This window comes from Weizmannia sp. CD-2023 (assembly GCF_036225245.1).
Classification (GTDB): domain Bacteria; phylum Bacillota; class Bacilli; order Bacillales; family Bacillaceae_C; genus Weizmannia; species Weizmannia faecalis.
On record NZ_JARTJQ010000004.1, the window covers coordinates 14,512 to 25,283 of the forward strand.

The 10,772-nt window shown below is 41.3% G+C and carries 16 protein-coding genes, 15 tRNA genes and 1 rRNA gene; 3 read left to right on the top strand and 29 right to left on the bottom strand.

Annotation, left to right across the window (positions count from 1 at the left end; all coding sequences use genetic code 11):
• Positions 1–195: 195 nt before the first annotated feature.
• From P9687_RS00810 to P9687_RS00855, 10 genes are all read right to left on the bottom strand, one after another.
• Positions 196–1,506: a hypothetical protein gene (locus P9687_RS00810; RefSeq protein WP_328228614.1), complete on the bottom strand. Its 1,311-nt coding sequence runs from the start codon at positions 1,504–1,506 to the stop codon at positions 196–198.
• A 91-nt stretch (positions 1,507–1,597) separates the two neighbouring features.
• Positions 1,598–1,741, bottom strand: a complete 144-nt coding sequence (locus P9687_RS00815) for a hypothetical protein (RefSeq protein ID WP_328228615.1) — start codon at positions 1,739–1,741, stop codon at positions 1,598–1,600.
• A gap of 28 nt (positions 1,742–1,769) precedes the next feature.
• Positions 1,770–1,955 (bottom strand): hypothetical protein, encoded by a 186-nt coding sequence (locus P9687_RS00820; protein ID WP_328228616.1) that lies wholly within the window; start codon positions 1,953–1,955, stop codon positions 1,770–1,772.
• A gap of 15 nt (positions 1,956–1,970) precedes the next feature.
• Positions 1,971–2,360, bottom strand: a complete 390-nt coding sequence (locus tag P9687_RS00825; RefSeq protein WP_328228617.1) for a hypothetical protein — start codon at positions 2,358–2,360, stop codon at positions 1,971–1,973.
• A gap of 535 nt (positions 2,361–2,895) precedes the next feature.
• Complete coding sequence (locus tag P9687_RS00830) at positions 2,896–3,315, bottom strand: phBC6A51 family helix-turn-helix protein (RefSeq protein ID WP_328228618.1); 420 nt, start codon at positions 3,313–3,315, stop codon at positions 2,896–2,898.
• A 280-nt stretch (positions 3,316–3,595) separates the two neighbouring features.
• The gene (locus P9687_RS00835; RefSeq protein ID WP_328228619.1) at positions 3,596–4,069 is read right to left on the bottom strand and encodes a hypothetical protein; all 474 of its coding nucleotides are present in this window, start codon (positions 4,067–4,069) and stop codon (positions 3,596–3,598) included.
• 110 nt (positions 4,070–4,179) lie between these two features.
• Positions 4,180–4,458 (bottom strand): hypothetical protein, encoded by a 279-nt coding sequence (locus P9687_RS00840; protein WP_328228620.1) that lies wholly within the window; start codon positions 4,456–4,458, stop codon positions 4,180–4,182.
• A 25-nt stretch (positions 4,459–4,483) separates the two neighbouring features.
• Complete coding sequence (locus P9687_RS00845; protein WP_328228621.1) at positions 4,484–4,804, bottom strand: hypothetical protein; 321 nt, start codon at positions 4,802–4,804, stop codon at positions 4,484–4,486.
• A gap of 17 nt (positions 4,805–4,821) precedes the next feature.
• Complete coding sequence (locus tag P9687_RS00850; RefSeq protein ID WP_328228622.1) at positions 4,822–5,058, bottom strand: hypothetical protein; 237 nt, start codon at positions 5,056–5,058, stop codon at positions 4,822–4,824.
• 2 nt (positions 5,059–5,060) lie between these two features.
• Positions 5,061–5,219 carry a hypothetical protein gene (locus P9687_RS00855; protein ID WP_328228623.1) on the bottom strand — a complete coding sequence of 53 codons (159 nt, stop codon included), beginning with the start codon at positions 5,217–5,219 and terminating at the stop codon, positions 5,061–5,063.
• Between the two features lie 286 nt (positions 5,220–5,505).
• Between P9687_RS00855 and P9687_RS00860 the strand changes: the two genes are divergently transcribed.
• From P9687_RS00860 to P9687_RS00870, 3 genes are read left to right on the top strand one after another with little or no spacing between them, the layout of a single operon-like run.
• Positions 5,506–5,709 carry a hypothetical protein gene (locus tag P9687_RS00860; RefSeq protein WP_328228624.1) on the top strand — a complete coding sequence of 68 codons (204 nt, stop codon included), beginning with the start codon at positions 5,506–5,508 and terminating at the stop codon, positions 5,707–5,709.
• 11 nt (positions 5,710–5,720) lie between these two features.
• The gene (locus P9687_RS00865; RefSeq protein WP_328228625.1) at positions 5,721–6,908 is read left to right on the top strand and encodes an FtsK/SpoIIIE domain-containing protein; all 1,188 of its coding nucleotides are present in this window, start codon (positions 5,721–5,723) and stop codon (positions 6,906–6,908) included.
• Entirely contained in the window at positions 6,905–7,510 is a 606-nt protein-coding gene (locus P9687_RS00870; RefSeq protein WP_328228626.1) for a replication-relaxation family protein, read from the top strand. The genes P9687_RS00865 and P9687_RS00870 overlap by 4 nt, the downstream gene beginning before the upstream one ends.
• Positions 7,511–7,525: 15 nt before the next feature.
• On the opposite strand, the gene P9687_RS17270 is transcribed toward P9687_RS00870, so the two are convergent.
• The 19 genes from P9687_RS17270 to rrf form a co-directional block, all read right to left on the bottom strand.
• Positions 7,526–7,600 carry a hypothetical protein gene (locus P9687_RS17270; RefSeq protein ID WP_431521938.1) on the bottom strand — a complete coding sequence of 25 codons (75 nt, stop codon included), beginning with the start codon at positions 7,598–7,600 and terminating at the stop codon, positions 7,526–7,528.
• Positions 7,601–7,643: 43 nt separating this feature from the next.
• Positions 7,644–7,796: a DUF7447 family protein gene (locus P9687_RS00875; RefSeq protein ID WP_328228627.1), complete on the bottom strand. Its 153-nt coding sequence runs from the start codon at positions 7,794–7,796 to the stop codon at positions 7,644–7,646.
• Positions 7,797–8,344: 548 nt separating this feature from the next.
• Positions 8,345–9,307, bottom strand: a complete 963-nt coding sequence (locus tag P9687_RS00880; protein WP_328228628.1) for a tyrosine-type recombinase/integrase — start codon at positions 9,305–9,307, stop codon at positions 8,345–8,347.
• A gap of 120 nt (positions 9,308–9,427) precedes the next feature.
• A tRNA-Leu gene (locus tag P9687_RS00885) sits at positions 9,428–9,509 on the bottom strand.
• 9 nt (positions 9,510–9,518) lie between these two features.
• Positions 9,519–9,592 (bottom strand) — tRNA-Cys (locus P9687_RS00890).
• Positions 9,593–9,597: 5 nt separating this feature from the next.
• Positions 9,598–9,672 (bottom strand) — tRNA-Gly (locus P9687_RS00895).
• 3 nt (positions 9,673–9,675) lie between these two features.
• Positions 9,676–9,747, bottom strand: a tRNA-Gln gene (locus tag P9687_RS00900).
• 7 nt (positions 9,748–9,754) lie between these two features.
• A tRNA-His gene (locus P9687_RS00905) sits at positions 9,755–9,830 on the bottom strand.
• Positions 9,831–9,838: 8 nt separating this feature from the next.
• Positions 9,839–9,912, bottom strand: a tRNA-Trp gene (locus tag P9687_RS00910).
• An 8-nt stretch (positions 9,913–9,920) separates the two neighbouring features.
• Positions 9,921–10,002 (bottom strand) — tRNA-Tyr (locus P9687_RS00915).
• A gap of 8 nt (positions 10,003–10,010) precedes the next feature.
• Positions 10,011–10,086: transfer RNA gene (locus P9687_RS00920), tRNA-Thr, on the bottom strand.
• Positions 10,087–10,090: 4 nt separating this feature from the next.
• Positions 10,091–10,166 (bottom strand) — tRNA-Phe (locus P9687_RS00925).
• A gap of 18 nt (positions 10,167–10,184) precedes the next feature.
• Positions 10,185–10,260: transfer RNA gene (locus tag P9687_RS00930), tRNA-Asp, on the bottom strand.
• A gap of 12 nt (positions 10,261–10,272) precedes the next feature.
• Positions 10,273–10,346 (bottom strand) — tRNA-Met (locus P9687_RS00935).
• A 9-nt stretch (positions 10,347–10,355) separates the two neighbouring features.
• Positions 10,356–10,431, bottom strand: a tRNA-Val gene (locus P9687_RS00940).
• A gap of 11 nt (positions 10,432–10,442) precedes the next feature.
• Positions 10,443–10,514: transfer RNA gene (locus tag P9687_RS00945), tRNA-Glu, on the bottom strand.
• 13 nt (positions 10,515–10,527) lie between these two features.
• Positions 10,528–10,617, bottom strand: a tRNA-Ser gene (locus tag P9687_RS00950).
• A gap of 4 nt (positions 10,618–10,621) precedes the next feature.
• Positions 10,622–10,696: transfer RNA gene (locus tag P9687_RS00955), tRNA-Asn, on the bottom strand.
• A gap of 6 nt (positions 10,697–10,702) precedes the next feature.
• A 5S ribosomal RNA gene (rrf, locus tag P9687_RS17275) occupies positions 10,703–10,772 on the bottom strand; the annotation flags it as partial.

Sequence of the window (10,772 nt, forward strand, 5' to 3'; positions counted from 1 at the left end):
ACTTGTTTATCATTGTTTTCCTTGTATTTCGCTTCGCGAGAAGTTACTTCGTAACTTCACTTATACATAGTGTGCTGTAACAACCTTTTTACAATAATTTTAGTTATACAAATTTGTTATCAATAATTGATTAATTGATTCATTTTTTATATCAATCTGTTGGTTGTAAAAAAATAAGGGAGCCGCAACGGCTCCTCATTGTTTTAGTCTTGCTATTATCTTGTTGTAGTCTTGTGAACACTTGTCTTTTACAAATTCAACAAAGTTCTCATAGTTGACACCCTCATAATATCCATATCGTGAATGATATTCCTTGTGTAGTTCCTTGGTTAACGGAACACCAAGTTTGTGTTCTGAAAGAACCTTGTTTGTGATTGTTGAAAGCTGTTCTTCCGTGTATTCACCAATGTTCTCATAAATTGGCAGGTTCAATGATTCAACGCATTCTTTGACAAGCATGTTGAACGGCTTGTAAACGTGGTGAACTTCAAGTGCTCCACCTTTACCGGATATTGCACATTTGTACTTATAGGCTTCGAGTGAGTCCGTCGTCCATTGTTTGAGTTGACCACGGAGGTACATGCTTAGTGGTGTCAACGGGCTGGTTTGGTCATACTGTGAATGCATTTGTTGTGAACTTGTAGATAATACTTCGGAAATGCATTTTTTACAGCCTGTTTGGCCATCTTTAAAATCACTTGGTGTTTTTAAAAAAGTTTCGTTGTGCTTCAAGCAACGGAAAACAAGGGGCGTGTCAGAATTTTTATATTCCTGTCCCTTGCATAGCTCAAACCCCGGTCTATTTTCATTTATCCATTTAGTAAACAATTCAGTATCACAAGCACGGCCACTACAATAACCACATGTCTGTCCACGATATAGAATATTATGCACCATACCTTTAATATTTTTAAATTGTTTTCCACAAACAGTACAAATAACATTGTATTCGGCGGCAACTCCTTTGTATACTTTATCTGTGACTTGAAAACTGCTTGTTTCTTCAAGACACTTGTTAAGTTCTTCAATCGAATTAATACTCTTACGCACCACACGTTTTTTGCCTTTGTGCTCACATTTGCAACGTTTTCTTTGATAGACAAAGTGTGTATAGCTTGTTTCAAACGGTTCACCGTGTGGGCACAATGCCTTTACTTTTACTAGATTGGTCTTTTTTTGTTTCTGCTTCTTGTAGTCGTCTGCGTATTCCTCGGGTGTTGTTGTAATTGTATATTCTTCGCTTTCAAGCACATTACTAATTCGCATGTACCCCTTGAGGGATGTTTCCTGTTGCTGACATTCTTTGCAACCAATTCTTTCACACCGTGCAATATTCGAGGGTTTTTTATAATTCACATGTCCGTTTGGACAAATCATTTTAACAGGTTTGTTCCCACTTATAACCTTGCCTGCAATTGTCCAACCGCCAAAATTATGACCGTACTGTTTTTCGCAATCTTTTTCAAACCGTTCTTGTGTCCACCTTTGTACTTTCTTTTTTGCCATTGTGTCATTCCTCCAAAACTTTTTGATATTTGGAGGAACAACTTCATGGCTTTGTTGTGACAAAAAAAAAGAAGCCTTGGCGGCTCCTTACTCAGATAACTTCATGTTCTTGGATAACATAGCTTTTAATTTCTTGTGACGAATGAATAAGCGCTTCACCTGCTTGTTGTGCCCTTTTGTATTCCTTGAAAATACCTGACACATGACCATGCACTTCCAGTACATAGACTTTCACATATTTCATATCCTTACAAGTCATTGAATTATTTGTAACCAAGAAAATCACATAGTTCTTTTTGACTTACACTTGTTGGAATAGCAACATCTGCGTACCTCTTTACGACTAATTCTACTTGCTCCAGGTGTTCTTTAGTCATCCCAACCAAATGAACCTTTCCATCAATTTCAAGCAGTATTGTAAGGGTTGCATTTTCAATATTCTTTTCCAATCCCATTAGCTCCTTTCAAAGGTCACGGAATGCTTTAAGATTGCTTTTTACACTGAAGTCAAAATGTACATAGTTCCTTGAATATTCGTTTTGTTCTTCAAGCGTACAAAAGTTTTCATCAGGGTTATCCACACGGTTCTTGTAGCAAAAATACCTGTAGTCATACAGCGAACGAAGCATTTCACGCGGGTACACTTCTTTGCCGGTGTTGTCTGAGTTAAAACAAAAATTGTGGATATGAACCGCCACGTCGTCGATATGGGCTTTTAAGTGTTCAGCAAGTGGTAAGTATTGTCGGTATTCAAAAACGTCTGTATGACCCGCGTACGCAATGAAACGGTCAAGTGATTCAAGGAGTGTTGCCCTGTATTCCTCCTTGTTATATTTTGTAATTGTGATTCTCACGGTTTGATTCAGCCCCTTTCTATTGGGGTAAACAGCGTTGTTGGCGTTGTGTGACACATGAGTATTATTTTGTTGTTTACTTGAATATGTATGGGAATAGTCCACAAGGCGTGTACAGTTGGTCAACAATGGGTACACAAGGAACCGCCACCATTTAATTTCCAGTAATTTTCCATGAAAGTTGAAAAAAGTGCTGTGTAAAATTTTTGTACCAGTTTCCGGGTTTGAAACGGGGTGTCCCCCGGTGGTGGGGGTCGCTCGTTCTTTCCCGGTTCGACGCTTGGATTTTCCCGACGCCGACTCATTCAACCTTTTTAATTTTTGTGCTTCAAAAAGAAAAATCTTTGTTCATGTATCTTTTTTCGTTGTCGCTCCAATGTAACATAATGCATGGAACAATGCCGCACTGTGTTACATTCGTATGTACCTTTGCATAAACATTGGTACTAAAGGCTTCCAATGTAACATAATTGATAAAGTGATTCATTCATTATCAATTCATTATCAATTAGACAAAAAAAAGAAAGACGTTGACTCATTCAATTGAATCAACGTCCATTTCAAGAACTTCTTTCCGTTCTTTTTCAAGGTCAAACTCATGTTCAACCTTGTGCGTAACTTCTTGTGTCTGCTTCAACTTACCACGGTTTGACAACACCATTTCGATTGCTTTGAGCTTAGACTTCTCCGACTGTGATGACCTTACAATCTTCCTTAGTTCAACGTAAGCCTCAGCAATGAAGTCCTCCATGAGTTGGTCTGCCTGCTCATTCTGGTACGCAATGAAGGCCGGGTCTTGTTTCCACCGGTATATTGTTCTTTCGGATACCCCTAGCATATCCGCGATTTCCTTCATAGTAAGTTGGTGAATATCATTTGCCGCAAGAATTTTTGCGCAGTCTATCTGGTTCAGCGTTAGCGACTTTGTTGACTTCTTGTGTGACACTTCATTCATGCAAATTCCTCCTTCCTTCCTATATGTACACACCGGAAGGACAAATGTCATTCATTGTCCTTCTAATGTGGACACTTTTGTATAGCTTTTCCTACACTTTGTTACACCTTTTCAAACCTCCATGGTATTGCCATTGTCGTTCCGTAGGAACGCATATTCTTTCAAAGGCATATTCCATTGACCCCACAAATATGTGACGGCACACAAACGCTTGTAGTCTTACATTGGCTTATTACATTGTCGTTCCAAAGGAACGCTTGTTTAAAAGTAAGCCGGCGCATTACTTCAAGCAAATAAACCGCGCCATTGAATTCCCACGCAAGGGAATATTTGAGTCAAGAATTACGACATCACCAACACCGAATTGACCAAAGTCAAACGTCTTGTCAAAGTTGTGTACACGGTCAACACCAAAAATAAATTCTTTGGTTACAAAATGAACGTTTGGAAACAAACGCACGAGTTCCACAACGTCCTCAAAAACTAATTTGTTGTTGTCAATACCAAACGGCAAGTCAAGAACCTTTTCATTGCGTTCCACAACAGCATGAAATAAAATGTCCGTGTGCAAATTTTGGTTCAGCACCACATTGTCAAACAATAACTTCTTTGAGTCCTTCACTTGTTTAGGCACTTCTTCAAAACCAAGTTCCTGCCGGACTGCTGTTAAAGCTTCCTTGATTTCCCCGTTTACAATGTGCCCGCTTGCCTGCAATTGCGCAAGCACTTGTAAATACGTAAGTAGCTCCTTCATATTCATCCCTCCTCTTTTTAACAGGGTGTCATTCCTTGTCATATCATAAGTGCAACCATGTTCATTGTTTAACAACAAAGAAAGACGGAATCAAATAATGATTCCGCCGGTTACCAATCACCTCGTTCATGTGCAAGTTCACTTTCAAGGACTTCGACCTCACCTTCAAGATACACATATTTATCCATGAGGTCTTGAAGTTCGTCTTCAAGTTTAATGCATTCAACTTCAAAGGCTTCTTTTTCTTCGTATGCTTTATCAAGTTCGTCGTCCTGTCTATTGATGATTTTTTCAAGCCGCTGGAGTTCAGACGCGAGCTCGACAATGCTTTGTTCACGGTCTGCAAGTAGCTGTTCGTAATACTTCTTTGTTTTAAAAAATCGGAACATTTAAGTCCCTCCTCCTTTTGAATTATTATTGAGATACTTCCCAAGTGCCTTCTTCAACCTCGTCCATTGTCATTTTTGGTAATTCAGTTATGTTGTCATATACTCTTAAAACCTTTCCGTTGTCATCCACTGAACGTATTCTTTTACCGTTTACAAGCTCCACAATAGCCTTTTCATACGGTTTTTCTATCCATTCAACAACTTTCCAGTCATATGCAATTTCGTAATCTTCAAGCCTTGCAAGGTCTTTTGGACTTTCATATTTGTCGTACAGATACCCGTCATCATATGAGCCTATTGTTTTTCCTTTGTTTACCAAATATTTGAGTGCTTCTTCAAATTTCATTACAATTACCTCCCTTATCAAAGAACGGTTTCCCATGTGGAACCAAGTCTTTTTGAAATGCGGTTCATTGCTTCCCTTAAGTTCAAAAGCTGTTCAAGCTGTTCCTTCTTGCTGGGTGTGAAAGAGCCTTCGGCAATCAAGTCAAACAGGGCAAACGTGAATCTGTACAAAGCTTCATGTGTGTTTTCCCCGCTTTCTTTCATGGAGTTTTCAATAAAGCTTTCAAAATATTCAACCGTTCCCATTTTTGCCATGTTTAATAACCTCCTCCAAAAATGTACAAAAGCGGGAAGTACGCCATTATCAGCGCGATAATTGTTCCCATCAGTGAAACGCCGGGGTCTTCATTGGAAAAACACACCCATCCAATCATGAATGCAAACACAACCACTAACCATGCGAACAAGACAAGCATTCAGTAACCTCCCTTCATGGTCAAACCTTGTGTGTTCCTATATGGGTATAACAAGGTGCAACCATAGATGTGACCATGAAAAATATATTTTTTTGTATTCGAACAAGCAACTTTTTTAGGCGCTTGAATATATTTGAAAATATATCAGTGAATATATCCGACTAAATATATTTATACATGCCCAAACAGTACACATGGCAATAATTCAAAATTTTGTTCCGGAATGAACGAGAAGTGAATGAAGGAAGGAAAGGGTTAAAAATTCAACATTGGGGGTCATTTTCAAATGGGTGGAATTATTGCAATCGGTGTAATTGGGAGTACAGTTGTTGGGGTAGCAATGGTTGAAAACAAGCTTGAACGAATTGGGAAACAGGTAGAGTCAGAAACGATAAACGGCATAATGGACTTTATGTTGTCTATGGGTGGAATGACCGGCGCGGTTTGGGTACTGTGGGACATTTTCAAAAAGCTTGTACTGTTTATGTAAGGGGTGAACCTATGTTTGACGTTTGGTTCAAAAAAGCACAGTTGAAGAATGCTTTTAGACTTGCGGACATTGCTTATAAGCGTACAAAACGACTCCCAAACGGGGAAGAACATGAAATAAAGCATTTCCCGGCCATTGTTGACTTTCAGGAAAATGAAGAATACTTTCAATATGTCTTCAAGTTGCCACTTGGTTTGAACCCAAAAGAAATACAGAACAAGGAATACATTTTTCAGCAGATGTTTGGAAAGCTGTATGACTTGAATGGCGACGGTTTGACCTATAATTTGAAAGTATTTAAAAAGGATATTGTCAAAGAATTCCTGTACAATTACGACGAGTTCGCACCAATATTTTCAAAATTCAACCTCCCAATTATTGCAGGCAAAGACATACACGGAAACATTGTGGCGTATGATATGATAAGCAATCCGCACCTTTTAATTGCGGGTGAAACTGGGAGCGGGAAGTCAGTCATGTTGCGGTCAATTATCACAAGCATAATTCTTCATATGCGGGAACGTATTGACCTCTACCTTGGAGATATGAAGAGAAGCGAATTTCATGTATTCCGCAACGTTGAAGGTGTAAAAGCTGTTATGACTAAAAAACAAGATTTGTACAAATGTCTTGTATTCATCAAAAAAGAACTTGAACGCCGCGGCGACCTGTTAGACGCTTGTGAAGTTGAACATATTGACGAGTATAACAAATTGAAAGGTAAATCTTTTGAAAAGTATATTCTTCTTGCAATTGACGAGGTTGCCTTGTTGAAAAAAGAAAAGGAACTCATGGACATTGTTGAGGAAATTTCCTGTATTGGGCGCGCTCTCGGTGTCTTCCTTGTTCTATCCATGCAAAGACCCGATTCCAAGGTTCTTGAAGGCCAGCTCAAAAACAACCTCACTGTGCGTTATGCTTTCCGTCATTCAGACAAAATCAATAGTGACATAACACTTGGGAGAAGTTCGGAAGCAGATGCTTCTAAAATTAAGGCAGATGAAAAAGGGAAGTTCATTATGAAGAATGAAGGTGTGGTGTTGTTACAAGCACCATTCCTTACTTTGCAAAATGCTCGTTCCCTTCTTGAACCCTTCAAGGTTGCCCCGCATATCCATGACGGAGAAATTATTGATGTTGAATATGAAGAAAATGATGACTTTATGGACTTACCTGTGCTGAGGGGGAATAGCAGTTGAATCAACGTGACAAGGCTATTGTTGAAGGTTTAAAAAAGTTCCGTATCTTAGACCGTGACCAGCTTATCAAAATGTACTTTTCCGATGTAAAACAAAAAACAGTTACTTGTAATCGTGTCATGAAACGGCTTAACACATATGGATTGGTGAGTGTTAACCGTAATGTGCGCCCGTATGCATACTTTCCAAGTGAAAGCACTATGAAACCCGATTCAACAAAGATTCCGCACTTCAAAGCCATTGCAGACTTTTACATTCAAATTTGTGAATACAAGGCGCCAACGGTTTTTGAAGTGGAGCCCAAGGTTGGCGACAAGGGCACTATTGAACCGGACATTTTCATGGTGTGGAACGGCGCCCCCTTTTTTGTTGAAATACAACGAGACTTTTACACCAAGAAGCGAATGAATGCCAAATACAAACGTTATCTTGAATATTACAAAGGTGGACAATGGAAGGAATATACAAAATATTTTCCGTTTATTTGGATAGTTACCGAAATAAAATACAGGGAGCTCAATTGGGAGCCGCTTAAGGTTTACCAAAGTAAGAACGTTTCTGAATTTGTCCGCAACCATATGACAAAAAAGAAGGAGCCTTAACCGGCTCCCCTTTCTTTATTTCATTTGTTTTCTTGCTGTTCTTGCTTCTTCTAGTGTTTTAAATTCGCGGAACTCTGAAACTGTTTCCACTTCATAAGTGTTCGCGTTGAATCTGCGAATTGTGTATCTTTTGTTATTGTCCCCCCATGTGTTCGCTTGTAATGAATAAGTTGTTTTTGTTCGGCTTTGCTTCAATCTTTGTGTTGAAAAATTCCATTGCACCTTTGTTGAACCAATGTTGCCCTGCCAATTTGTTCAATCGTTTCATTTCGCTGATTGTCATCATTTTCATTACCCCTTTGCGAAATTTAGTAATTGACGGGTTTATCAACCCCTGTGGCTATATTATATGATATGTTACGTTGAAAGTCAACGGTATTTCGTAATTTTGTAATGTTTTTTTTGAGAAGGGGAGTCTTGAATGACCCCCTCACTCTTTTATCAATTCTGAAATTAGAACCGGTTCCGATTCCCATGTTAGAAAGTCGTATGTCCCGGTTACGTCCTTGCGCCATTTAGTTTTTAGTTCATCCAACAGCCGCATATCCGGGTAGTCATGTTGTACCCAAACACCGAAGCCAACCCTGCGGTTTAACAAAGTACTCCGGCAAGGCTTTGTTTTGAACGCCCACACCCCACCGAGTTCATTCTTGGCCAAGTATCTGTACCCCTTCGCGTATAAATCGTGTAATTCGGTTTTCATTTTTCATTACCCCTTTACGAAATATTGTAATTCCCTTATGGCTTTATTATATGCCATGTTAAACAAAAATACAACGGTTTTTCGTAATTTGGTAAGAAATAAATAAAAAAATGGTGGCAATCATGTGCCACCTACAACAGGGTTTTTAACGGTGAAAACTTTTTGTGCTGTTGCTTTACATCCTCACTGAAAAGATTCACATACACACGAACCATTTCCATTGATGTATGCCCAAGTATCTGCTGTAATTCAAAGATTCCTGCACCGTTCTTTACGCTTTCCTTTGCGAACGTATGGCGGAATGTATGGGGAGAACAACGTACGCCATGTAAGCCCGCCCTGTGCCCATAGAAGGCTATTCTGTTTTGAAGTTGTCGCTTGGTTAGCCGCGTTCCATCAATCGTTATAAATAGCGCCTGTGTCTCCACAATGCCACGTATAGCAACATAGTTTTTAAGTATGCGGCGCATTTCTTTCTGAATTGGAACAATACGTTCTCGGTACGTTTTTGCATGTTTTATTAGAATTTCACCCTCATGAATCCGAACGTCTTGCAAGTCGATTCCAATGAGTTCATTCGCTCGTATTCCAGTTTCTAACAATAGGCACATAATGGTGTAGTCCCTTACGCCCGTAAACGTGTGCATATCCGGGGCGTTTAACAAGGAGTGCAATTGTTCTTTAGAAAATGTTTCCACAACATGCCTTCTGTCTTTCAAAAGGTGTATGTCCTTCATGGGGTTATTCGAAATAAATTTCTTTTTCTCGAGGAAATTAAAGAAAGCCCGAATTGCCCGAAGCCGGGTGTTGATTGTAACTGTCTTTAGCCCTTGTTCTTTCATATAAAGAATCAGGTTGTTTTCAATAACCTTTTCGGTTATCCGATGTGGTTCCGTGTCAATTCCTTGCTCTTCCAAAATCTTTTTAAACGTGGTTATTTCGCCCGCATAAAACTTCAATGTATGCTCACGTAAATTACGCAAGGCACAGTCATCAAGGAACAAATTCAAGGCTGTTTGAAAATCAATTTCCCGTGGTGTGTTTACATGTACTTTCGCAAGTTCAGCTTGCGTGAGTGTGTTCTTACGACGCATGGCAAACCTTTCCTTTCGCAATGGTTCGCACGACATGGTACACACGATTTTTACTCAAAATATCGTGTGCCTACATAAAATAAAAAACCTTGCCAAACGTTGATTTGACAAGGTTTTTGATACCGGTGGTCGGGGTCGAACCGACACTCCCGAAGGAACACGATTTTGAGTCGTGCGCGTCTGCCAATTCCGCCACACCGGCATGATATGATGGAGGCGGCAACCGGAATCGAACCGGTGATAAAGGTTTTGCAGACCTCTGCCTTACCTCTTGGCTATGCCGCCATCAATGGAGCGGAAGACGGGATTCGAACCCGCGACCCCCACCTTGGCAAGGTGATGTTCTACCACTGAACTACTTCCGCATACTGGGCCAGCTGGATTCGAACCAGCGCATGACGGAGTCAAAGTCCGTTGCCTTACCGCTTGGCTATGGCCCAATAAATATGGGGCGGATGGTGGGAATCGAACCCACGAATGCCGGAGCCACAATCCGGTGCGTTAACCACTTCGCCACAACCGCCATCATAATGGCAGGGGCAGTAGGAATCGAACCCACACTGGAGGTTTTGGAGACCTCTGTTCTACCTTTAAACTATGCCCCTTTAAAAAATGGAGGGGGACGGATTCGAACCGCCGAACCCTGAGGGAGCGGATTTACAGTCCGCCGCGTTTAGCCACTTCGCTACCCCTCCATATTGCGTGGTGCCGGCCAGAGGACTTGAACCCCCAACCTACTGATTACAAGTCAGTTGCTCTACCAATTGAGCTAGACCGGCCAAATGGTGGCTCGGGACGGAATCGAACCGCCGACACAAGGATTTTCAGTCCTTTGCTCTACCGACTGAGCTACCGAGCCACAATTATGTAAAATGGATGGCGGTCCCGACGGGAATCGAACCCGCGATCTCCTGCGTGACAGGCAGGCGTGATAACCGCTACACTACGGGACCTTTATATGTAAATTGCGGGGGCAGGATTTGAACCTGCGACCTTCGGGTTATGAGCCCGACGAGCTACCAGACTGCTCCACCCCGCGATGATAAAATGGTGGAGGATGACGGGATCGAACCGCCGACCCTCTGCTTGTAAGGCAGACGCTCTCCCAGCTGAGCTAATCCTCCAGTTATAATGATGACCCGTACGGGATTCGAACCCGTGTTACCGCCGTGAAAGGGCGGTGTCTTAACCGCTTGACCAACGGGCCATATGGATCATGACGGAGAGCAAGGGATTCGAACCCTTGAGACAGCTTTTAGCCGCCTACACGATTTCCAATCGTGCTCCTTCGGCCTCTCGGACAGCTCTCCATGATGGCTCCGCAGGTAGGATTCGAACCTACGACCGATCGGTTAACAGCCGATTGCTCTACCACTGAGCTACTGCGGAATACAAGCCCGGCAGCGTCCTACTCTCGCAGGGGGAAACCCCCAACTACCATCGGCGCTGGAAAGCTTAACTTCCG